Raw genomic sequence first — 24,478 nt, 5'->3', positions numbered from 1 at the left:
TAATAGAATTCTCTATTTATAGACATTTATTAAAACAGCTTAAGATGTATTAAAAATATGTTGTTCATAAAGTAGAATTTGGTACATTTAATATATCATATGGAGTTAACCGCAGAATTTATAGAAGCAGAGAATAAAGAGCTGACAAGACAGTACAAAAAGCTCTTGCGCATAAGTTATCAAACCTTGACCGATGAGGACAAGAAGATGATAAGAAAAGCGTTTGAGGTTGCGGTAGATGCGCATAAATCGCAACGTCGCAAGTCTGGGGAGGCTTACATCTTCCACCCTCTTGCTGTGGCTCAAATAGTTGCAAGTGAGATAGGACTTGATGCTACCTCTATAGCGAGTGCATTACTACACGATGTGGTAGAAGACACAGAGTATACCCTTGCAGATCTTGAACAAATGTTTGGCGAGACGGTTGCCCGTATAGTAGATGGCCTTACAAAAATATCAAGTCTAAAAAAGGACAGAGACGTATCACTACAAGCAGAAAACTTTAGAAAAATGCTCCTCACTATTAATGATGACCCACGTGTGATCATCATTAAGATAGCAGATAGATTGCACAATATGCAAACTATGGATGCTATGCGTGCAGATAAGCAGTCTAAAATTGCTAGCGAGACACTTTATATCTATGCTCCACTTGCTCACAGAATGGGCTTGTATAATATTAAGACTGAACTAGAAGACCTTAGCCTTAAATATACAGAGCCAGATGTATATAAAGATATCTCTAGTAAGATTACAGAAAGTAAAGCCCAGCAAGATCAATACATAAAGGACTTTAAGAAGGTAATAGAAGACTCACTAGATGAAGAAGGACTTACTTATGAGATAAAAGGTAGACCAAAATCTATATACAGCATACGACGCAAAATTCTTGCTCAGGGTGTCACCTTTGACGAGGTGTATGACAAGTTTGCCATACGTATCATCTATAAAAGTGATAAGGCAAATGAAAAATTCCTCGCCTGGAAAATTTATTCTATCGTAACAGATCACTTTAGACCTAACCCTACGAGACTACGCGACTGGATTTCTTCACCAAAATCTACTGGATATGAGGCCTTACACATTACAGTAATGGGGCTTAAAGGCAGATGGGTTGAAGTACAGATACGCTCTGACCGTATGAATGAAATTGCCGAAAAAGGATATGCAGCTCACTATAAATACAAGGAAGGTAAAGAAGGAGAATCTAGCCTTGATGAGTGGATAAACAGGCTACAAGAAGCACTAGAAAATCCAGACCAGAATGCGGTAGACTTTGTAGAAAACTTTAAGCTCAACTTATATAATAAAGAGATATTTGTCTTTACACCTCAGGGAGAGCTTAAATCGCTACCTAAGGGTGCAACACCGCTTGATTTTGCATTTAGCGTGCATACGGAGGTTGGTTTGCACACGCGTGGCTCTAGAGTAAATGGCAAACTTGTACCTCTTAGCCACACTCTCAAAAGTGGTGATCAAGTTGAGATTATCACGTCTGAGTCTGCACACCCTACAAATAACTGGTTAGACTATGCGACTACAGCACGTGCAAGAGCCAAAATAAAATCTTCACTCAAAGACGAGAAAAAAGAGCTAGCAGATGATGGTAAGGCAATACTCGCCAGAAAACTGAAGTCGCAGAAAATACCTCTTAATGAAAAAACGATAAACGAGCTTGTATCCTATTTTAAACTCAACACAAGCTTAGACCTCTTTTACCGTGTGGGTAATGGAACAATTGATAATAAAATGATAAAGGAATTTGCCGCACAACGCAGCAATGCCTTAATGAGTTTTATTAAAAGTAAGATCAGAAAACCTAACACTCCGCCAGATATTCACAAAGATGAGATTACAAATAATTTTGACTCCCTTGTTTTTGGACCGGAAGATCAAAAACTAGATTACACCTTTGCAAAGTGCTGTAGCCCTATACCGGGTGATCCGGTTTTTGGGTTTACCACTATAAAAGATGGCATAAAGGTTCATAAAAATAACTGCCCTAATGCAATTGCTATGCGTAGCAACTACGCCTATAGAATTATAAAAGCAAAGTGGGTAGACTCATCAGACACGGGTTATCAAACAGATATCGTACTTACAGGGATAGATAATCTTGGTCTAGTAAATACAGTTACAGCAGAGATATCAAACCATCTTAATGTAGATATAAAAGGCCTGAGCTTTACCACACAAGGAGGTATTTTTAAGGGTAAAATAACCGTTGTTGTAAGAAACAATGCATTGTTGAAAACCTTAATAGAAAATCTCAAAAAAATAGATGGTATCGATCAAGTGACTAGAGTTTAAATCCGTAAATTCGTCCTTTATTATAAACGATGCCACTAAAAGCTACTATCAATAAGGATCAAGACGTTGTAAAAGGCGTTTTTACAGCCTATCTAGAAGAAAAAGGCCACCGCAAGACGCCAGAGCGTTTTGCCATACTACACGAAATATACAGCAATGAAGAGCACTTTGATATAGAAGCGCTTTACATTAGTATGAAAAATAAGAACTATCGTGTGAGCCGTGCAACACTATATAACACTATAGAACTTTTATTAGAATGTGGACTCGTGCGCAAGCACCAGTTTGGTAACAACCAAGCGCAGTATGAGAAATCATATTTTGACAAGCAGCACGATCACGTAATTCTTACAGATACTGGAGAGGTTATAGAATTTTGTGACCCTCGCATACAGTCTATAAAAAAAACCATAGAAGAGGTTTTTGATATTACTATAGACAAGCACTCTCTATACTTTTACGGAAAGAAAAACACGACTAACTAATATAACAATGGCAGTAGATTTACTACTAGGCCTCCAATGGGGCGACGAAGGAAAAGGAAAAATTGTAGATGTCCTTACAAAAGACTACGATATCATTGCACGTTTTCAAGGAGGACCTAACGCTGGTCACACACTTGAGTTTGATGGTATAAAACACGTACTACATACGATTCCTTCTGGAATTTTTCACGACAATGCTATGAATGTCATAGGTAATGGCGTGGTGATAGATCCAGTTATTTTTAAGAAAGAGCTACAAAACTTAGACAAGTTTGAAGGTCTTGATTATAAAGCAAAAATGGTAATCTCGCGTAAAGCTCACCTTATACTTCCTACCCACCGCTTACTTGATGCTGCTTCTGAAGCCTCAAAAGGAAAAGCAAAAATAGGATCTACTCTTAAAGGAATAGGACCTACTTATATGGATAAAACAGGTCGTAACGGTATACGTGTAGGTGATTTAGAACTTGCAGACTGGAAAAATCGTTATGCAACTCTTAGAGATAAGCATATCTCTATGATAGACTTTTATGATGCAAAAATTGAGTACGACCTAGAAGAACTAGAATCAGAATTTTTTGCAGCAATAAAGACGCTTAAGACCTTACAATTTATAGACTCAGAAGAGTACCTATACCAAGCTCAAAAAGGCGGTAAATCTATACTTGCAGAGGGAGCACAAGGATCACTTCTAGATATTGATTTTGGTACATATCCTTTTGTAACTTCTTCAAACACGACTGCGGCTGGTGCTTGTACCGGTCTTGGAGTTCCTCCTAATCAAATAGGTGAAGTATTCGGGATATTTAAAGCATATACTACTCGTGTAGGCTCTGGACCATTTCCTACAGAACTTTTTGATGAGGATGGTGAGACTATGGGACGTGTAGGTAACGAGTTTGGAGCAACTACGGGTAGAGCGCGTCGTTGTGGATGGCTCGATCTAGTAGCACTTAAATATGCTGTGCGCGTTAATGGTGTAACACAACTTATGATGATGAAAGGTGATGTGCTTTCTGGTTTTAAAACCTTAAAAGTATGTACGGCTTATAAATATAAAGGAGAGACTATTGAGCACCTTCCATATAACATAGAGCCAGAAAACGTAGAAGTTGTATATAAAGATATGCCAGGATGGTCTGAAGACCTTACAGGTATGACTAAGGCAGACCAACTACCTAAAGAGCTTAATGACTATATAGACTATCTAGAAAAAGAGCTAGAGACTCCTATCAAGATAGTATCTGTAGGACCAGATAGAACACAAACTATCCTTAGATAGTAAGTATCTACAATATGTAAAGAGCCTTCAGAATTATATCTGAAGGCTCTTTTTATATATAAACACATTACTACATACGCTTTGACTTATAGCAACGTTTTAATCTTTACAATCTATTTTTTGATAAAGCGCTAACGGTTAAGGGTAGCAATTTGATTATTTTTGGAATTAATGAACTACAAATACTACATCTTACTAGCTGGGATTATATTTTTTTCCGCTTTCGCGAAAGCGCAAGAACAACCCTCAAAGCTCATCTATATAGAATCTCCTATAGAGCGTATAAATGAAGAGGAGTTTCCCGGAGCAATCCTTTTACAGAAAAACAATAATGAGCAAGTTTACATAGAGCACGAAGGTGCAGAGATGTGGTGTGATCTTGCCTTTTTTTACAAAGAAGAAAATTTTGTAAAAGCTTACCGAAATGTAAGACTCAAACAAGGCGACTCTGTCTCTATGCGCAGTAAATACATCGAGTATAATGGTAAAACAAAGTTTGCCTATGCCGCTGGTGACGTATTTCTAAAAAAGGATACGACCACCGTCACTACAGATACAATGTACTTTAATCGTACTACACAGCAAGCTTATTACAGAACTGGTGGTGTTGTAACCTCCCCTAATAGTAAGATTACAAGCCGTGTGGGGCGTTATTATATAGAGCAAGATAAAATATCATTTATAAGTGATGTGGTGGTAAAAAACCCTGAGTATACTATAAACAGTGAGCAACTAGATTTTTATAGTGTGCCAGAGCACGCATATCTATACGGCCCAACAACGATTACAAGTAAGACTTCTAAGGTGTATTGTGAACGTGGGTTTTATGACACCGCAAATGATTATGGCTATTTTGTAAAAAACTCTCGTATAGATTATGATAACAGGCAAGTATATGGGGATAGCCTTTATTTTGATAGAAATCGCAATTTTGCAAGCGCTACTAATAATATAAAAGTACTTGACACCCTTAATAGAAGTCTAGTAAAAGGACATTATGCAGAGGTTTATAGAGCAAAAGACTCCGTACTTATAACGCAAAGAGCAGTTGCTATTACTGTAGAAGATAATGACTCTGTATATGTACACGGAGATAAATTAATGCTTACTGGTAAGCCAGAGAATCGTATAATGCGTGCTTATAAAAATGTAAAGCTCTACAAGAGTAATATGAGTGGTAAGAGTGACTCGCTACACAGCAACCAGCGCACAGGTCTTACACAGATGATATACAAGCCCATTTTATGGAGTGAAGAAAGCCAGATCACGGGTGATAGTATACACCTTATAAGCAATACAGAGACAGAAAAAATAGATTCTCTTAAAGTTTTTAATAACGCTTTTATTGCTCAAAAGGATACTATCTCTGGTTTCAATCAGATTAAGGGCCAGAAACTTTATGGCTTTTTTGATGATGACAATGCACTTAAGCAGGTAGATATTATAAACAATGCTGAGACCATAATGTATATGCGTGAAGATAATGGAGATCTCACAGGGATAGATAGGGGTAAATCTGCAAGGATAGAAATCACTTTTTTTGAGAACACCATAGATGAGATTAATAAAATAAAGAGTCCTGGCGGGAATATTTTTCCTGAGTCTCAATTTCTAGAGGAGCCACAAACCTTTGAAGGGTTTAACTGGCGTGGCGATGAGCGACTACTAAGCAAAGAAGATATTTTTAAAGGTGAGGCACCTTTTACACTTACAAAAATACAGGGAATACCTCTTCCAGAAATAGATGAAGGTTTCTTCAGCACACCAGATGATGGTGAGAAACCTCCACTTTCAGAAAACTCAGATATTAGTGAGGGCACGTTACAAAATAGAGAAGAAAATAAACCACAATACGGTACTGAATCTTCTGATGATGAAAGCACAAAACAAAGAGAGTCATTAATTGAACGTAATGAAAAAGCCGCTCAACAGAGAGCTACTGCACCTACATCAATCTCCACTAAACCAAAAGTGATCCCAGTTATTAAAAAAAGTGGAAATAACTAAGGATACTTATAAATATCATATTCTTAATAAAAATAGATTTTACAAGATATTTGTTATAAATAAGGATAATAAAATGTCAAAAACAAGCATTTTGACCTAATTTTAAGGTGCTTGGACGAAAAAATTTCTTTTTTAGATCTTACTCGCATACCTTGTTAGTATAAAGGTATGATTATGGGAAGATTATTACTTACACTCCTTCTTACTGCGCACATTACACTATCGGCTCAAAACTCTCAACTGTTTTTTTCTGATGTGTTAGACGCGCACCTACCTGCCTATCTTTTACAAGCCGAAGACGCGATTAGAAATTTAGAACAAGATAAAGTCAAAGTACTTTTTGATAATCTTGTTGAAGATAAAATCACAGGGTCTCTAATGGACAATTTTAAGGTGACTAAACTTTCTAAAAAAGCGGTAGCACTTAATGAGTATACAAAACCAGTAATGCTACTCACCTACTCTAGCTGGCGTATAAACTGTAAAGGAGAACAAGCAGCTCTTAATGAACTAGCAGCCCAGTATGGAGATGACGTATCTATTATATTACTGCACTGGGGAACCAATAAGGAGGTAAAAAAACTAGCAAAAGGATATCATCGTAATATTGACGTGCTTTATGTAGATGACTCAGATAACAAGTACACACAGATTATTAAAAATCTTAAGCACTCCTTAGGTCTACCTCTTGCTTATACCATCACATCAGACAAGACAATTATTAATATAAAAAGAAGACTCTCAAATAAAATGGCAAAAGATGAAAAAGATGCCGCATTTGAGAATTATGATCTTTATAAAAACTTACTCAAGGAGCTTCTTTTTAAACAAGAAACATTGAGCGAGGCTCCCATCGTGATAAACAAATAATACCTTCATTATATCTTGAATAATAGAAAAAGCCTGACAGTAATATTTCTGTCAGGCTTTTCATTTACAACAATGTGTTGTTACATTGTTATCTCCCTAAAGAGTATGCTCCTTCTTTAGGTATCTCGATATAATATTTCTTTCTTGAGCTGTTATTGAGCTTAGGCTCTCTCAACCAAGGATTATGTATTTTTAAAATCTTATAATTAATCCCAAAACGCTCAGCAAATTTTACAAAATTTGTAACTGCTGTATCAACTTCTACTTTGTATGTAGGTACAGCGGTATACAAGTCTTCTGTTCTATAATTAAATCCATACTTTTTTGGGTTATTAAGAATCTCCTTAAGCGCGATAATTCTAAAGACATATCTCCCTGTCTCTTCACCTAGAAGTAGGTCATAATAATCATTTACATTTTGCTCCTCAAAGCGACGTGACACACCGTAGTTACCTGCATTATATGCTGCAGCAGCAGCCGTCCAGTTTCCAAAACGCTCTTTAGACTTCTTTAAGTACTGGCAAGCAGCCCTTGTAGACTTCTCTATGTGGTAACGCTCATCAACATTGCTGTTTACTTCTAGACCGTACTCTTTACCCGTTTCTTTCATAATTTGCCAGAAACCTGTAGCTCTTGCAGGTGATACCGCCTGTGTAAGACCACTCTCAATAACTGCAAGATATTTCAGATCATCTGGCACGCCCTCTTCGGCAAGTATGGGCTCTATGATAGGAAAGTATTTATGCGCTCTTTTAAAAAGCAATAACGCATTAGACTGCCAGTATGTATTTACCAGAAGTTCGCGATCCATACGTTCCTTAATGTCTGGATTTTGTACAGGCACTTCCTCACCAGCAAAGTTGAGTCCATCTGGCATAGGGATGGCATATACATTATAATCGTTTACTAGTTTTTCGCTTCGTACTTTTTCATCTTTTACGGGTACTTGTTCTTCCTCTTGCTCTTGTGGAGCTTTTGCAGAGTTTATAACAAGACCGGCAACTGCGACTATCGCCACACCTGCAAAAATTTTCTTCATCATTATCATAGTCTTTTCTATTTTAAATCAATTTACTCATTTTCAATGAGTTTCGGCAAATGTTCATTAAACCATTTTGCACGAGTTATCACCATTATATGTGTTCCATCTTGAACCTCTATACAATTATCTATATACTTGACTGGAAACACCTTATCTGCCGTTCCGTGTATATGTATCGCATTTTCTGTAGGGGTTTCTTGATCCCAGCACACCATTTCTTTTACTGCCCACTTCATATATCTTCTATCATTCATAGATAGATATTTCTGGTACAAATCTACGCGGTTTTTTATGGTTTCTCCAAAGGCATATTTTGCAAGTTTATCAACATCTTCTATAAGACTAGCTGGAAGTGCTTTGTAGAGTTTTAGCTTTCGCGAAAGCTTCATTCGCCTCGGTAATTCATACTTGCTTTTTACAGTGCTTACCAGTATAAGCTTGCGCACCTTGATATGCTTTGCCATCTCTTGTACGAGCACTCCACCAAAACTCACGCCTAGCAATACAATATCATCGTGCTTTATAAACTGTGTCATACGTAGGGCATACTGTGATAGTGACTCCCCAGGTTCTGGCAGCTGCCATTCTAGTAAATGCGTAGTATAAGAAGCACTCGGTAAGCTTATATTTTCAAATATAGAAGGATTTGCAGCCATACCAGGCATCAAATACACGTGTATCATCTTACTTAGGAATAAGGGTTTAACATAGAAGTAGTGGCCTATTTCGGGAATTTTTTGTAAATTTGCAACACTTTCTTATTAAGAAATTCATATGTTTTAAAAATATTCTCAAATACCAGCGTTTACAGCGCATAAAACTAAAGACTGATTTCTTATTACGTGTTAATTATATTACAAATACTAAATATTTTTCAAAATTTATGGAGGCTACAACAGCAATTGAATTGACAGACAATGAGTTTCTAAGACAATTCGAAACTACCTTTGACGGAAAGCTTGCAAAAATGGAATATTCCTTACAAGAGCGTAAGATCTTCCTCACTAAAATATTTATGCCAGAAGGCACAGAAGACCATATGAACGAGTTTATAATAGCCGTTTTTAAGGAAGTAGCAGATAGAGAGATTAACCTCGTCCCTACAAGTCCAGAAATTGCAAAATTTATGCGCTCTAACCGTCGTAAGTACAAAAAGCTACTACCAGTAGGTATTAATATATAAGTTGCTCTCAAAGCAACCTAAAACCACTCTATCGAGTGGTTTTTTTATGCCTTATTACTAACAAGATTCTACAAGCTTTTCTACTTTTATCATCTATGGAAGAAAATAGTACAACCTACACACATACTAATACGTATACTACACTTAATGATGTAACCTCACAGACTAAAAATGTATGGGTAGCACTACACGGTATGGGGTATTTATCAAAATATTTTATCAAGTACTTTAAGGCTCTAGATACTACTGAGAATTATATCATAGCACCACAGGCGCCTAGTAAGTACTATCAAGATAAACGTTTTAAATACATAGGTGCAAGCTGGCTTACTAGAGAAAATATAGAGACCGAGAAAGAAAATCTCTTTGCCTATCTAGATGCAATGTGGAGCAAAGAACTTGAGAAAATAGGAAATCAAGAAGTACGCTTTATCTTTATGGGTTACTCGCAAGGAGTCTCTATACTCACCCGCTGGATGGCACACAGAGCGCTATCTTGTGATTATCTACTGCTACACTCTGGTGCGATACCTCAAGAACTCGAAGCAACAGACTTTAATTATTTACCACAAAGCACTACGGTAACTTATCTCTATGGAGATGAGGATGAGTACATCACAGAAGCCCGTAAGACAGAGCAACAACTTAAAGGCTCGGCACTTTTTGGAGAAAGGTTAAATGTGCAGGTGTTTAAAGGAAAGCACGAGGTGCACGTCCCGTTTATAAATGAGATAAGTACTAAACTTATGTAAGTATTGGTTATGAGTACGCTTTCGCGAAAGCGTAAACCAAAAAAAAGCAACATAAACTGTTGCTTTTTTTATGAATGATTATATCTCTAATACCCTGTTATCTCAAACTCACTACGCCTGTTGAGCTGGTGCTCCTCCTCTGTACATTGTCCAGCTGGACAATCTACTACTGGCTGGCTATTACCATAACCTTGATACTGTATGCGATTAGGGTCTATTCCTTTTTCTACAAGATAATCAAAGGTTGCTTTTGCTCTGTTTTGTGATAACGGAACATTATATGCCTCTGGCCCACGACTATCTGTATGAGATTGTATTTTCATTTTGATACGTTTATACTTTATAAGCTTTGCAGCAAGCTCATCGAGTACAACTTGAGAATCCTCTCTTATACTGTATAAATCAAAATCAAAGTAAATAGGAGCTACATCTATAAATAGCTTACCTTCTTTTTCTACCACTTGTGGCGACTGTGTGTCTGTGAGCAACTCAAAACGGCTAGGGTCTTTATCTTTAAGATCTTTTGCAAGATTCTTTTGTTTCATCATCGTGAGTTCTGACTCGGTAAATATGCGATTTACTTTAATCACATAGGGAGCCTTTTGCACACCTCTTATCTGGAAGTCTAAGCTACCTTGATCGTGGTTATCTCCAGAGCCTATAAATGTATAATCATCTACAGTAAGTGGCACGGTAAAAGTGCCCGCAACGGCTTGTGTCTTCTTGTAAATTTCTTTTCCTTGATATCCTATAATCTTAATAGTTGCATCACTTATTAACTCATTTGTTACAGCATCTCTTATTTCAAATCGTGTGTTAAACTTTCTAGTAATAAGCTCACCTGTCTGGACAAAACTATAAATATCATCATCTTTTCCGCTTCTGCTTGTTGCAAAAAGACCTTCATTTTGAGAGTAGTATGTGAGACTAAAGTCATCATAAGGCGAGTTTACAGGTGCGCCTAGATTAATAGGTTCTGTAAATCCTTTTACGGTAAGTGGGGCTACAAAGATGTCTAACAATCCTAGTCCTAATCTTCCGTCTGTAGCAAAGTATAAATCTCCACTGTCTGACACATAAGGAAATTGCTCTCTGTGAACTGTATTTATGGTAGGTCCTAAATTTACGGGTGTACCATAAGAGCCATCAAGATGTACCGTGACATAATAAATATCATAACCACCTAGACCGCCATCCATATCTGAGGCAAAGTAAAGTCGCTTACCATCTTTAGTAAGTGTAGGGTGCATATATGAAAATTCCTCCTTTACAAAAGGTAATCGCTCTGCCTCTCTCCAAACCTCGTCTATGCGCACACTTTTATATAGGTGAACACGATTCGTCCCTTCTTCATCAAAAATTCTTTTTGAATCACTTTTTTCATAGGCGCTACGCGAGATGTACATCTCATCACCTGCAGCGTTAAAGCTTATGTTACCATCGTGCAATGAAGAATTTACACCTTGACCTAAACGAACGGCTTCACCAGCTAGTTCATTTTTATCATTTACTCGGACTCCATAAATATCGAGAAAAGGTCTTTGCGTAGACTTAAAACGTTTTGCAAATAAAGTTCTAAAAACCTCATCATTGAGACGGTCTGAGGTAAAAAACACACTATCACCTACACGCACAGGTCCAAAATCATCTGCCTCAGAGCTTATGTTACTCTTTGTCGCATCAAATTTAGGATTACTGCCAGATAAGGCTTTGAGCGTTTCTAGCGCTTTAGTTTTATCAAAATCTTCTCCTTTGTTTTTATAATAAGCTTCAAGGTAGTTTAATGCTTCTACGCCCTCACCGGTGACCGTTAGTGCGTGGTACATTTTAAAATTAAATTCATTATCAAACGTTCTATCTTGATCATTAAAACGCTCATTTACAAGTTGATTAAGATATAAGGCTGCGCTTTTATAATCTTGACCTAAGTAGTAGGCATCTATTACTTTACTTAAATTTTCTTTAGAGTTATTATCCTTAAGTGCTTGCTCATAATAATGTGCAGCTCCTATATAATCTCCTCTCTTAAAGAACCGATCTCCTTTTTTAGATTGTGCAATGACTGTTGTACTCAGGCACAGTATTGCAAGTAGTAGGTATATATTTTTCATCTTAATAAAATCTAGGTGAGATGTATCTTTTCTGTAAGCCTAATATGTCAAAAGTGTATAACAATACAATCTCGTGACTCCCATTATTAAAGCTGTTAAGATCACTTACATTAAAATCGTAGCTATAACCTAATTTGAGACTGTTTGTGATATTAAAGCCGGCAAGAGCTGCGATAGCATCTTGATGTCTATATGAGACACCTAGCTCAAATTTATCATCATAAAGTGTGTTTACAGAGAGATCAAAAGTAAGTGGTGCACCACTCACCCACTTTGCTACACCAGAAGGCTTGATCTTGAGCATATCTGTCACCTCATAAACATATCCAGCCATTAAGTAAGCAGTAGGATCCTTTTTATAAAGTACAGAGCTTCCTCCATCTTCAAATCTATTTTCTATCTTATAAGGAATTACACTAGGAGAACTTAAGCCTACATAATAATTTTCTTTAAATAGAAATACCCCAGCACCTACATTAAGAGATGTTGTCTGGCCATTTTGAAAGGCTTGGTCACCAGTAATATTTTGCCCCGTAAAATCAAGACTCTGGTTATCTACTCCTAGTTTTAACCCAAATGATAGATTAGTACTTTCTGCTACATTAATTCTGTAAGCAAAGTTTACATTAAAATTATTTGTAGTAAGTACATCTCCTATTTGGTCATTTACATAATTAACACCTATCTCTACTCGCTCGTTGAGTGGGATGTTTGCAAAAACGTTTGCTGTGGTAGGAGCTCCTTCAAGACCTACCCATTGCGATCTGTATAGACTCCCTATACGTATGAGTCCTGGCTCATTAATCATATATGCAGGGTTTACCACACCCTGATTGTACATATACTGTGTGTACTGCGGTTCTTGTTGTGCGAGCGTAGATAAACTACAAAATGCCGCTAGTATGAATAATCTAAATTTCATAATATGCTTTTTATTTTATCTACTTAAGTAAAAGTTACCGTCTATAGGTTCTGTCTCCGAGTCGTTTGGATAAAGGATATAGAAATACACACCCGTAGGTAATTGATCTCCTAGTGCTGATCCGGTGTTTGCACTTCCGTCAAAGGCTGGAGTATTTTTATTTCCTCTATACACGATGGTTCCGTATCTATTAAAGATTTGAATATCAAAATTTGGATATAAATCTGGGTAGGTTCCTAAGTCTAGAAAATCGTTTTGACCATCACCATTGTCAGACACCCCGTCAGATATCTCTTGCTGGCAGCTACCATCAGTAAGTGGCAAGATATCGGCTAGGTATGAAACTCTTTCAGACTCACAACCATTTTCATCTATGGCAGCCACATAATACGTGACATTATTTTCTAGCAATGTGGATAATGGTAAGGGAGAGCCCGCTTCCGCGAAAGCGTACCAATTATAAACCGCCGCTCCAGTAACTAAAATATCTCCCAAAGTCTGATCATCATTAACACAAAACGTCTCTGGATCTGCTACCGAAGGCGCTTCTATCGCTGTTATAGTAAAAGTGATAGTCGCATCATCATCACCACAGTTGTCATTTTCTACTAGGTACATATATGAAAACGTCTCAGGTTCAAAATCGCCTATAGACAGTAACCCATTATCTATGGTGAGCGATGTATCAAGATCGATAAACTGTCCCGTTACATCTGCCCCTTCGCTCAAAAAGTCAAAAAGCGAGAGTGTATAATCACCAGGACAAACAAAGGTGTCTAGATCTTCTCCTGCATTTGCGATTCCATTTACAGTGACATTTACCCAAGCAAAGGCCTCTGGACACACATCTGTAGCAGCAATGGTATAAATATAATCTCCGTCTAGCGCGGTCATAGGGTCTAATAGCGCTTCGCTTGAAGAAGAAACATAACCACCAGGACCTGTCCAAGTTCCTGTTGTATCAGGAGTACCAGAAAGCGATAAAAATAAATCAAGTGGCGCATCATCTTGACACAGTACAATACTTGAGGTAATACCCGGATCTCCTTGCTCAAAGACAGTAAAGTCTAATGTAGCTTGGGCATCACAACCATTTTCTGTAGTGGTCGCATAAATAAAACTAAAATCCTGCTCGCCATCTATCTCCGGAAAGAAAAAGAAATTATCTACCACTTCACCCGTTACCGCATCTGTAAACTCACCTAGAGGTCCAGAATAAATAACTTCAACACCGTTTGTTTCTAGCAAAGAGATAAGACTCACAAATCCAGCCTCGTCACAAATAGTAACACCAGCAGTATCTTCTCCAGGATAATTATTTTCAAAAAAGGAAACTGTAATTGTTGCACTTAACGCTTCACAAACACCGTTTGCTGGTGCCGTATATACATAGTTACCTTCGGCATTTATTGTAGGATCAAAAATTGCTTCATTATCTGTAGTTATATATCCCTCAGGACCTGTCCAAGTTCCCGTTGTAGCAGGAGTACCTTCTAAAAAGTCAAATAAGTTTACAACATCATCTACAGCACAGGTCTCATAAATTGCGTCTACCCCTGGACTCACACTTTCAAATAATGTAAACTCTAGTGTCGCACTATCTATACAACCTTCATCTGATGTTGTCGTATAAGTAAAATTAAAGGTCGCTTGCCCATCTATATCTGCATATAAAAATGGGTTTGCAACTTCATCGCCACTTACCGTATCTGTCCACACTCCTTGTGTTCCTTCATAAATAGTATCTGTACCATTTGTATCTAATAAATTGATAAGATCAATAGGAGACTCTGCATCTACATCACATAACTCTACGCCTGCGGTATCTTCTCCTGCATACAGAAACTCAAGTAGCGTGATACTTAATGTTGCCATATCTTCATCACAACTTTCATTGCTAGGCACGGTGTATACATAATCTCCTGCGGCATTAGTCGCTGGATCATAATTTGCAACATTATCTGTAGTAGTGTATCCTTCTGGACCCGTCCAAGTTCCATTAGTATCTGGACTACCTTCTAGTAGTGTAAAAAGATCTACCTCTTCACTATTTGCACAAATATCTACCAGAGTATCTTCCCCAGCATCATATTGCTCATAAATAGTAAAGCTCAATGTAGCGCTATCTGCACAGTCACTAGCGCTAGTTGTTGTGTTGTATACAAAATCAAAGGTTTGTGAACCTCCAGTAATTTCTGGAATAAAAAAGTTATTATCTACCACAGTAGATGTTGCTGTGTCTGTCCATACACCATCTGGCCCTACATATACTGTTTGTACACCATCTGTCTCTAGCAAATCTGTAAGTGTGAGTGTTTCTTCATTCTCACAAAATTCAAGATCTGCAGTGTCTTCTCCTGCGTAGTTCGGATTTGTAATGATTATGGTAATTTGAGTAGTTTGAGTATCACAGGGATGATCCTCATTTACTTCTGAAGAACAACCGTCAGGAATTTCAAAAATTTCTTCTTCTATTGCCTCAGCATTATACGCCTCATCTACAGTAAACTCAAAAACATATGTTCCAGCAGCTGTGAGAGGATCCAGATTTGATAAATCTATAGTACCTTGACTTGTATAACCTGGATCTTCTGTCGTTGTAGCGATATCACCTGTGTTAGAAACTAATCCTAAATCTGAAGGTCCAGAAATCAATGTCCAGTTAGTGTAATCATTATTAGGATAATCATACAGCACTCCATTTTCTGTAGTAAATTCTACATAATCATATAGATTAACACTTCCTAAAGTTTCATCTGTAGTACAAAATGCTGCTTCATTTTCGTTTTGACTAAAAGGCCTTACAGATTCATAAAATGTAAGACCTATGGTACTTGTGGCATCATTACAAACAGTAGACCTACTTTCTACAAAATATTGGTACTCGTAAGTTTGTGATCCAAACCTAGGGTTACTCATTACAAGATCTGCATACACCTGAGCAAGATTAATTACAGAATCTCCTGGACCTGAGATTTGACCTGTAGGGTCTGTTGCATCTAGCCATATTCCTTCTATGTTTTCGTTTACTAGAAACTCATCTTCTAGTAAATCAATATCTCCATCATAATTACCAGCTATAAGTTCTGTATCACAGATATTAAATTGATTTGCAAATCCAGCAAAAGGCTCCCTAACCACAGATACTGTAACGGTTGTAGATTGCTCTGCATCACAAGGTGTTATACCTGGCACTGTATAAACTAGCTCAAATGTCTCTTCATCTACAAGCGGCGGACCCTCTTGATATGGAATATTTACATTAAGAAAACGATTACCAGTTATAGAAACAAAGTTAGCACTGGACCCAGTATATGTCCACTCCCCATTGCTATGCGGACTAGGGTTAGAAAGCATAGTTTGAAACAAGTCAATCTCTGTAAACTGCATACACTCTGCTGGTGGGGCTGGTTGACATATCTGTAAGTTTATGGCACCATCCATCGTGTTTGCAACAGTTCCAGAATAAGGACCGAGTACGATATTAAATAAGTATTGAACATCTTCTGGACAGCCAGATGTACCGCTCAAAAATTCAAATTGATAGTCTGTATCTAGTTCTGAAGAGCTATCAAGATCCCATAAATAAAGGTCACCAGTAACTACATCTAGGGCAAAGTTAAAGTTTGGATCAAACCACATACCGTCGGCAGCAGTGATAGTTGTACCGCTCAGTGTAGAGAACTCTTCATATAGATTTATGATTCCATCTGGAGTACCGTTGCTATCACCGTCTACAACAGTCATATCACAAACAGTAAAAGTCTCTGTGTCACCACATTGTGCAAATGTTGTTGTAGCTACGGTTACAAAAAAGATAAGAAACAGGTATAATTTCCCCATAATTAGACTGGTTTAGCGTCGCAAATATAGGTGAGACCTCTATAAAAAACTCGTTATAGTACTTATTTATACAGCTGTACTACACTATTGTGTGATTTATACTACAAAAAGCTATACATTAAATTAAGTAACGAAGTATATGATACCGCTTTCGCGAAAGCGCAAAAAAATCCCTTTAACTTCACGTCAAAGGGATTTCATTATATATAGTGTCTCAATAAATTACCGATTTTTGTTAAGCAAATATTTCACTTCTTCAAAAATCTATACTTCGACTACACTTAGTAAATAGTACTTAACTTCTTCGAAGTCTATACTTCGACTACGCTCAGTACAGGCTACTTGACTTCTTCGAAGTCTACGTCTTCTACATCACTAGCAGTATCTCCGCCAGCATCTGGTCCAGCTTGTGCATCTGGTCCTGGTTGCCCAGCAGCATCTGCTTGTGCTTTGTACATCTCTTCAGATGCAACTTTCCAAGCTTCGTTGATTTTATCTAGTGCTGGAGCAATCGCGTCTACAGATTTAGTCTCGTAAGCTGCTTTAAGCTCTGCAAGAGCATCTTCGATAGGCTTCTTCTTATCGTCAGATAACTTATCACCAAACTCAGTAAGTTGTTTTTCCGTTTGGAAAATCATACCATCTGCCTCGTTTATCTTATCTGCAGTTTCTTTTGCTTTTTTATCAGACTCTGCATTTGCTTCTGCCTCTGCTTTCATCTTTGCAATTTCTTCTTCAGATAGTCCAGAAGATGCCTCGATACGAATATCTTGAGATTTTCCAGTTGCTTTATCTACTGCACTTACTTTAATGATACCATTTGCATCAATATCAAAAGTTACTTCAATTTGTGGTACACCTCTTTGTGCTGGTGGGATATCAGTTAACTGGAAACGACCTATCGTTTTGTTATCTGCCGCCATAGGGCGCTCACCTTGTAGTACGTGTATATCTACACTAGGCTGATTATCTGCCGCTGTAGAGAATACTTGTGACTTCTTAGTAGGTATTGTAGTGTTTGCTTCTATAAGTTTTGTAAATACATTACCCATAGTCTCAATACCTAATGATAGTGGTGTTACGTCTAGTAGTAATACATCTTTTACATCTCCAGTGAGTACTCCTCCTTGTATTGCTGCTCCTACGGCAACAACCTCATCTGGGTTTACTCCTTTTGACGGTGCTTTACCAAAGAACTTCTCTACCGCTGCCTGTACTGCAGGGATACGAGTAGATCCTCCTACAAGAATAATCTCATCGATATCTCCTGTACTTAATCCAGCAGATTTAAGTGCTGTCTGACAAGGCTCTATTGTTCTTTTTACTAGGTCGTCTATTAACGCTTCAAATTTTGCACGGCTTAAAGTACGTACTAAGTGCTTAGGCCCAGAAGCCGTTGCAGTTACATAAGGAAGGTTAATTTCTGTCTGTGTAGAAGAAGAAAGCTCAATCTTAGCCTTTTCTGCAGCTTCTTTAAGACGTTGTAAAGCCATTGGGTCTTTACGAAGGTCCATATCCTCATCTGCAATAAACTCTTCTGCTAGCCAGTTTATGATTTTTTGATCTACGTCATCACCACCTAAGTGTGTATCACCATCTGTAGATAATACTTCAAAAACGCCATCTCCTAGTTCTAGTATAGATACATCGTGTGTTCCTCCTCCAAAGTCAAAAACAACGATTTTTTGATCTGTATCTTTTTTATCAAGACCATAAGCAAGTGCTGCTGCTGTAGGCTCATTAATAATACGCTCTACTTTAAGACCTGCAATCTCTCCAGCTTCTTTTGTAGCCTGACGTTGAGAATCGTTAAAGTATGCTGGAACCGTAATTACAGCTCTTGTTACATCTTGTCCTAAGTAATCTTCTGCAGTTTTCTTCATTTTTTGAAGAGTCATTGCAGATAATTCTTGAGGTGTATATAAACGGCCATCTATGTCTACACGTGGTGTATCATTGTCACCTTTTACTACTTTATATGCTGCACGCTCTGCCTCTTTGCTAGATTCAGAAAACTTGTTACCCATAAAACGCTTTACAGAAGCGATAGTCTTTGTAGGGTTTGTTACAGCTTGTCTTTTTGCAGGGTCTCCTACTTTAATCTCACCACCTTCTACAAAGGCAATGACAGATGGAGTAGTTCTCTTACCTTCTGCATTAGGGATAACCGTAGGCTCGTTACCTTCCATTACAGCAACGCACGAGTTGGTAGTACCCAAGTCAATTCCTATTATTTTACTCATTATATATGTATTTAAGTGTTATTTAATTTTTTCAACACTCACAAATAGACAAGGAGTATGCCATCGGTCAAAGTATGACAAGGTGTCATTATTAAAAAATAAAGGTTTTAATTACGCTTTCGCGAAAGCGTAAAAACACATATCACCACCCACTACTCTAATCAACCAACTATTAACCATCACAAAGCAAACATCTTACAAGCAGGTGTGAAAATGGATTTCATATAATTTGAAATAATTTTAACGTAACTTTTGTTTAATAGTATTGTTGCAAGGTTAAACATAATGTATCTTTACATAAAACAACAAATATTATGGCAACTGTAAAGAAAACGACTAAAAAGACTACTGCCAAGAAGAAGACAGTAAACGCACCAATGCTTATTACAGCATATATGGAGTACGTGTTAGAGCACGGAGAAGAACCAAAAACGATTTACAAGTTTTGTAAAGAGCACAATATAGAAGAAGCAGAGTTTTATAAATTCTTTGGCTCTTTTCAAAATCTAAAAGCTGGTATCTGGAATGCTTTCCACACAAATACCGTAGGTGTGCTTCACAAAAACAGTGATTTTGAATTGTACACCAATAAAGACAAAATGCTCTCATACTTTTTTACAATGTTTGAGATGCTTACTGCAAATAGAAGTTATGTTCTTGTAGCGCTAGACGAGCATAAAAATATGCTCAAGAATATGAGTCAACTTAAAGAATTGAGAGGTCATCTTACCTCTTTTGCAGCAGATCTTATAGAGGCTGGTAATGATGATAAGAATTATAAGATTACAAAAAATCCTGTACGTCTTTTTAAAGAAGGAGCTTGGGTACAGTTTTTATTCTTACTTAAATACTGGATGGAAGATAACTCTCCAGCCTTCGAAAAAACAGATGTGGCGATTGAAAAATCAGTAAATGCAATTTTTGACATTTTTGAAACCACACCGCTAGAAAGCATCATAGACTTTGGAAAATTTTTATTCAAAGAAAATTTCACAATGGCAAAGTAGTACTATAAGTACGCACGAGATTTTACCTCAACTCAACAAGATAATAAGCCCTATGGGCATCAATATATGAAAACAATAGACCACATACCTACTAACAAACTCCAGAGAGCCTCAAAGCTTGTAAAAACTGGTGTAAAGGTAGGTGCAAATTATGCAAAATATTACGGTAAGAAGGTCGTTAACCCATCGCTCACAAAAGAGCAACTTAATGAAGATAATGCCGAAGATATTTATGATGGCTTAAAAAGTCTAAAAGGTAGCGCACTTAAGGTGGCGCAAATGCTTAGTATGGAGAAAAACATTATGCCTAAGGCATATGTAGAAAAATTCTCTCTATCACAATTTAGTGTTCCTCCCCTATCTCCACCTTTAGTGCGTAAAACCTTTAAAAAATATTTGGGTAAATACCCAGAAGATCTCTATGATACGTTTGCGGCTCAGAGTGTTAACGCGGCCAGTATAGGCCAAGTGCACCAGGCGACATTAAATGGGAAAAAACTTGCTGTGAAAATCCAATATCCGGGAGTCGCAGACAGTATCAGTAGTGATCTTGCTCTCGTAAAACCTATTGCAAAGAAGATGTTTAATCTTCAAGGCGAGGGTAAAGAGAAATTTTTTAAAGAGGTAGAAGATAAACTACTAGAAGAGACAGATTACAATCTAGAGCTAGCACAAAGTATTGCAATGACAGAAGACTGTGCTACCATACCTAATCTTGTATTCCCAACTTACTATCCAGACCTATCTAGTGAGCGTATACTCACTATGGACTGGATGGATGGAGAACACTTAAGTGAGTTTGTGGCACATAATACAGATCAAGAAGCGGCAAATAAGCTGGGACAAGCGCTATGGGATTTTTATATGTACCAGATGCATATTTTAAAGCGCATACACGCAGATCCTCACCCAGGTAACTTTATGGTAGATAAAGACCATAATCTTATTGCCATAGACTTTGGTTGTATCAAGCACGTACCGCAAGACTTTTACATACCTTACTTTGACCTTGCAGAACCGTCAAATATAAATGACCCTAATATTTTTAAGCAAAAATTATACGAGCTAGAAATATTACGAGATGATGATGATTCAGAGACAGTAAAGTTCTTCTCAGCACTATTTCACGAGATGCTCAGCCTCTTCACACAGCCTATGCATCAAGAAGAATTTGATTTTAGAGACAGTACATTTTTTGATCAAATTGCCGTGCTAAGCGAGAAGTATAGTAAGGATACAGAAATACGTAAGATGAATGGTAACAGAGGTAGTAAACACTTCTTATATATAAACAGAACATTTTTTGGACTTTATAACTTGATGCACGATCTCAAGGCACAAATAAAGGTCAATAATTTTAAGAACTATGTACCCACAGACTCTGTGGCATAAAGGTTAATAATTGTGTTACTTTTTGTGACATGTTATTGGTTAGGTTGTTTTTTGAAAAGAGCGCTTTTAGTCGGGCGCTCTTTTTGTGTTTATATGTTATGCTGTGCGTGCATACTAAAATTATGAGAGACACTTTATCTACCCCTTAAGATAAAGTATATTTACACGCTGAGAGTTTTACGCTTTCGCGAAAGCGTAATTACCCTCAAACAATTTTCAAACACAGCTTATGTATAATTCCAAAATTACCGGACTAGGTAAATACGTCCCAGAAAATGTGGTGACAAATGATGATCTATCAAAACTGATGGATACTAATGATGAGTGGATACAAGAACGCACCGGAATAAAAGAGCGTAGACACATCAAAAAAGGAGATGGTAACTCTACCGCAAAGATGGGTGTAAAAGCAGCAACCATTGCTATAGAGCGTGCTGGACTTACTAATAAGGATATAGGTATGATAGTCTTTGCGACACTCAGCCCAGACTATTACTTCCCTGGCTGTGGTGTACAAGTACAGCACTTAATGGGTATGGAAACCGTACCTGCGCTAGATGTAAGAAACCAGTGTTCTGGATTTATCTATGCACTAGCAACGGCAGACCAGTTTATAAAATCTGGTATGTATAAAAATGTACTGGTAATAGGATCTGAAAATCATAGTGGAGGTTTAGATTTTACCACTAGAGGACGTAGTGTGTCTGTAATATTTGGTGATGGTGCAGGTGCTGCAGTACTTTCTAGAGAAGAAGATACGACTAAAGGTGTATTATCATCTCACCTACACAGTGAGGGAGAGTACGCACTAGAGCTATCTCTTAAAGGACCAAGCACAGAGCAATGGGTACCAGAACTTATAGAGACTAACCCGCAAGAAGATATCCCTTACTACCCGTATATGAATGGGCAGTTTGTATTTAAAAATGCCGTGGTACGCTTTTCTGAAGTGATTATGGAAGGTTTACAGAAAAACAAACTTGATGTAACAGATATCGATATGCTTATACCGCATCAAGCTAACTTACGTATCTCACAGTTTGTCCAGAAAAAGTTTAAGCTTAGTGATGATAAGGTGTATAATAACATCCAGAAGTACGGAAACACAACGGCTGCCTCTATCCCTATCGCCCTAACAGAAGCTTGGGAGAACGGGAAGATAAAAGAAGGAGATACTGTAGTGCTAGCTGCCTTTGGTAGTGGGTTTACTTGGGCCAGCTCTATTATAAAGTGGTAGTATAACCTCGTATTGAGATTTTAATAAAAGAAAGTCCGCAGTAGTATAATACTACTGCGGACTTTCTTTTTGTGCTAGGTCTACTATTATTTCCAGCCTTTCTCTTTCACTAGGTTTGCAATGTGCATATAGTGATGCATACTGTGCCAGGCATATTGCCCTACGTTTTGTTTCAAGTTATAGGTTTTATCACCTGCAGGGTGAATAAATGTTTTAGACAGTTGCTCATCTGTGAGCGTTCTTAATAATCGTACAAGTTTATAATGAACCACTTCAAGGTGACGTAGTGACCACTCTACTGGCATCCCTTCTAGATCTGGGAGTGCCGTCCACGCATTTTCATCATAGGGTTTTATAACTGGGTTTTCTTCTGTGAGTGCCCATTTAAAACGCGTATAGCTGTTGTGATGACTATCTGCTAAATGATGTACTACTTGTCTCACATTCCATCCTTCTGGTCTGTAAGGCGTGTTTAACTGCTCATCACTCATCTCACTTGTCATATCTCGTAACTGAGCTGGCATTACTTCTAGAATGTTAATCCACTCTGTAAGCTTCTCGTTTGAGATATCTGTGGGCATCGAATATTTTCCTATTGGGTATCTTAACTTTTCCATAGTCTCAAAAATAGAAAAGTCTCTGCGCCTTTACACATAATTGTTATCACACCTTATTAACAACCACAAGACTATGTGCTTACAAAACCTATTAAAAACAAAAAAAGGTCTGGCATAATACCAGACCTTTTTAAACTTTTATAATTGTACTCCTTACTTTACAGCAACAAGCTCTACATCAAATACGAGTGTAGCGTTAGGTGGTATTACACCACCAGCTCCTGCACTACCGTAAGCAAGATCTGAAGGAATTACTAAACGTGCTTTATCTCCTACATTTAATAAAGCGATACCTTCATCCCACCCTGGGATTACTTGACCTACTCCTAGTTGAAAATCTATAGGTTGGTTTCTTTTAAAAGAACTATCAAAAACAGTTCCGTCAGGAAGTGCTCCTTTATAGTGTACAGAAACTGTTTTACCTTTTTCTGCTTTTACACCATCTCCTTTTTGAATAATTTGGTAGCGTAGTCCGCTATCAGTAGTATCAAATCCTGTTGCTAGTGCTTCTATCTCTGCTGCTTGTGCTGCTCTCTCTTCTTCTATACGCTTAGCTCTAGATCCTTCAAAGGTTCTAAATGCTTCTACCGCGTTCCAAGCCTCTGCCTCTGCTCCTACACGTATGATTTCGATTTTTTCCATCTCATCACCTTGTGCTACGCTATTTACTACGTCTTGCCCTTCTACTACGTTTCCAAAAACAGTATGCTTACCGTCTAACCAATCTGTAGGGATGTGTGTTATAAAAAACTGAGTTCCATTTGTTCCTGGTCCAGCATTTGCCATAGATAATTTACCTGGAGCATCGTGCTTAAGGTCTGGATGAATCTCATCGTCAAATTTGTATCCTCCATCACCAGTTCCAGTCCCCAGTGGGCAACCTCCTTGGATCATAAAATCAGGAATGACACGGTGAAATTTTAATCCGTCATAGTAAGGTGTTCCTTGAGGTTTTTGAGAGTTCTCTAGGTTTCCTTCTGCTAGGGCAACAAAGTTTCCTACTGTTCCAGGAGTTTTCTCGTGCTCAAGCTTAAGTGTTATTTCGCCCTTTGGCGTATGAATTTTTGCGTAAATACCGTCTTGCATTATCCTTGTTTTTAATGAGGTGCAAAGATACTATTTACCTTTGGGAAGGCAAATGAGCAGGTTTAAAAATATACTAAGTTTAATATAAT

18 protein-coding genes are annotated in these 24,478 nt (G+C 37.6%); 10 read left to right on the top strand and 8 right to left on the bottom strand.

Going from position 1 to position 24,478, the window contains the following annotated elements:
* Nucleotides 1-99: 99 nt before the first annotated feature.
* The 5 genes from ACFO5T_RS14280 to ACFO5T_RS14260 all read left to right on the top strand — a co-directional run bounded on the left by ACFO5T_RS14280 (nucleotide 100) and on the right by ACFO5T_RS14260 (nucleotide 6,954).
* Nucleotides 100-2,310 (top strand): RelA/SpoT family protein, encoded by a 2,211-nt coding sequence (locus ACFO5T_RS14280; protein ID WP_380035736.1) that lies wholly within the window; start codon nucleotides 100-102, stop codon nucleotides 2,308-2,310.
* A 29-nt stretch (nucleotides 2,311-2,339) separates the two neighbouring features.
* A complete protein-coding gene (locus ACFO5T_RS14275; RefSeq protein WP_021778676.1) occupies nucleotides 2,340-2,795 on the top strand; it encodes a Fur family transcriptional regulator in 456 nt (151 codons plus the stop codon).
* Between the two features lie 7 nt (nucleotides 2,796-2,802).
* Nucleotides 2,803-4,077 carry an adenylosuccinate synthase gene (locus ACFO5T_RS14270; protein WP_380035733.1) on the top strand — a complete coding sequence of 425 codons (1,275 nt, stop codon included), beginning with the start codon at nucleotides 2,803-2,805 and terminating at the stop codon, nucleotides 4,075-4,077.
* A gap of 171 nt (nucleotides 4,078-4,248) precedes the next feature.
* Nucleotides 4,249-6,084 (top strand): OstA-like protein, encoded by a 1,836-nt coding sequence (locus ACFO5T_RS14265; RefSeq protein ID WP_380035730.1) that lies wholly within the window; start codon nucleotides 4,249-4,251, stop codon nucleotides 6,082-6,084.
* A 174-nt stretch (nucleotides 6,085-6,258) separates the two neighbouring features.
* The gene (locus tag ACFO5T_RS14260) at nucleotides 6,259-6,954 is read left to right on the top strand and encodes a TlpA family protein disulfide reductase (RefSeq protein WP_380035727.1); all 696 of its coding nucleotides are present in this window, start codon (nucleotides 6,259-6,261) and stop codon (nucleotides 6,952-6,954) included.
* 88 nt (nucleotides 6,955-7,042) lie between these two features.
* Here the strand turns inward: ACFO5T_RS14260 and ACFO5T_RS14255 are convergent, their stop codons facing one another.
* Nucleotides 7,043-7,996 carry a lytic transglycosylase domain-containing protein gene (locus ACFO5T_RS14255; RefSeq protein WP_380035724.1) on the bottom strand — a complete coding sequence of 318 codons (954 nt, stop codon included), beginning with the start codon at nucleotides 7,994-7,996 and terminating at the stop codon, nucleotides 7,043-7,045.
* A gap of 29 nt (nucleotides 7,997-8,025) precedes the next feature.
* Nucleotides 8,026-8,679, bottom strand: a complete 654-nt coding sequence (locus ACFO5T_RS14250) for an alpha/beta fold hydrolase (RefSeq protein ID WP_021778671.1) — start codon at nucleotides 8,677-8,679, stop codon at nucleotides 8,026-8,028.
* A gap of 200 nt (nucleotides 8,680-8,879) precedes the next feature.
* Here ACFO5T_RS14250 and ACFO5T_RS14245 point away from each other — a divergent pair, with 200 nt between their 5' ends.
* The gene (locus ACFO5T_RS14245; protein ID WP_021778670.1) at nucleotides 8,880-9,179 is read left to right on the top strand and encodes a hypothetical protein; all 300 of its coding nucleotides are present in this window, start codon (nucleotides 8,880-8,882) and stop codon (nucleotides 9,177-9,179) included.
* Between the two features lie 95 nt (nucleotides 9,180-9,274).
* Nucleotides 9,275-9,931 carry an alpha/beta hydrolase gene (locus ACFO5T_RS14240; protein WP_380035719.1) on the top strand — a complete coding sequence of 219 codons (657 nt, stop codon included), beginning with the start codon at nucleotides 9,275-9,277 and terminating at the stop codon, nucleotides 9,929-9,931.
* Between the two features lie 86 nt (nucleotides 9,932-10,017).
* On the opposite strand, the gene ACFO5T_RS14235 is transcribed toward ACFO5T_RS14240, so the two are convergent.
* The 4 genes from ACFO5T_RS14235 to dnaK all read right to left on the bottom strand — a co-directional run bounded on the left by ACFO5T_RS14235 (nucleotide 10,018) and on the right by dnaK (nucleotide 19,050).
* Nucleotides 10,018-12,042: an OmpA family protein gene (locus ACFO5T_RS14235; protein WP_380035716.1), complete on the bottom strand. Its 2,025-nt coding sequence runs from the start codon at nucleotides 12,040-12,042 to the stop codon at nucleotides 10,018-10,020.
* A gap of 1 nt (nucleotide 12,043) precedes the next feature.
* Nucleotides 12,044-12,964 carry a PorP/SprF family type IX secretion system membrane protein gene (locus ACFO5T_RS14230; RefSeq protein ID WP_380035713.1) on the bottom strand — a complete coding sequence of 307 codons (921 nt, stop codon included), beginning with the start codon at nucleotides 12,962-12,964 and terminating at the stop codon, nucleotides 12,044-12,046.
* Nucleotides 12,965-12,979: 15 nt separating this feature from the next.
* Nucleotides 12,980-16,807, bottom strand: a complete 3,828-nt coding sequence (locus ACFO5T_RS14225; protein WP_380035710.1) for a T9SS type B sorting domain-containing protein — start codon at nucleotides 16,805-16,807, stop codon at nucleotides 12,980-12,982.
* A 338-nt stretch (nucleotides 16,808-17,145) separates the two neighbouring features.
* Nucleotides 17,146-19,050 (bottom strand): molecular chaperone DnaK, encoded by a 1,905-nt coding sequence (dnaK, locus tag ACFO5T_RS14220; RefSeq protein ID WP_380035707.1) that lies wholly within the window; start codon nucleotides 19,048-19,050, stop codon nucleotides 17,146-17,148.
* Nucleotides 19,051-19,364: 314 nt separating this feature from the next.
* Between dnaK and ACFO5T_RS14215 the strand changes: the two genes are divergently transcribed.
* From ACFO5T_RS14215 to ACFO5T_RS14205, 3 genes are all read left to right on the top strand, one after another.
* Nucleotides 19,365-20,057 carry a TetR family transcriptional regulator C-terminal domain-containing protein gene (locus ACFO5T_RS14215; protein ID WP_380035704.1) on the top strand — a complete coding sequence of 231 codons (693 nt, stop codon included), beginning with the start codon at nucleotides 19,365-19,367 and terminating at the stop codon, nucleotides 20,055-20,057.
* A gap of 66 nt (nucleotides 20,058-20,123) precedes the next feature.
* Complete coding sequence (locus tag ACFO5T_RS14210) at nucleotides 20,124-21,449, top strand: ABC1 kinase family protein (protein ID WP_380035701.1); 1,326 nt, start codon at nucleotides 20,124-20,126, stop codon at nucleotides 21,447-21,449.
* 229 nt (nucleotides 21,450-21,678) lie between these two features.
* Nucleotides 21,679-22,686 carry a 3-oxoacyl-ACP synthase III family protein gene (locus tag ACFO5T_RS14205; protein ID WP_380035698.1) on the top strand — a complete coding sequence of 336 codons (1,008 nt, stop codon included), beginning with the start codon at nucleotides 21,679-21,681 and terminating at the stop codon, nucleotides 22,684-22,686.
* 86 nt (nucleotides 22,687-22,772) lie between these two features.
* On the opposite strand, the gene ACFO5T_RS14200 is transcribed toward ACFO5T_RS14205, so the two are convergent.
* Both ACFO5T_RS14200 and ACFO5T_RS14195 read right to left on the bottom strand, forming a co-directional pair.
* Entirely contained in the window at nucleotides 22,773-23,303 is a 531-nt protein-coding gene (locus ACFO5T_RS14200; protein WP_035324490.1) for a YfiT family bacillithiol transferase, read from the bottom strand.
* Between the two features lie 153 nt (nucleotides 23,304-23,456).
* Nucleotides 23,457-24,389 (bottom strand): peptidylprolyl isomerase, encoded by a 933-nt coding sequence (locus tag ACFO5T_RS14195; protein WP_021778660.1) that lies wholly within the window; start codon nucleotides 24,387-24,389, stop codon nucleotides 23,457-23,459.
* Between the last annotated feature and the right edge of the window lie 89 nt (nucleotides 24,390-24,478).

The organism is Dokdonia genika, from assembly GCF_042652845.1.
In the GTDB taxonomy this organism is placed as follows: domain Bacteria; phylum Bacteroidota; class Bacteroidia; order Flavobacteriales; family Flavobacteriaceae; genus Dokdonia; species Dokdonia donghaensis.
This window is presented reverse-complemented; position numbering and strand designations above follow the sequence as displayed.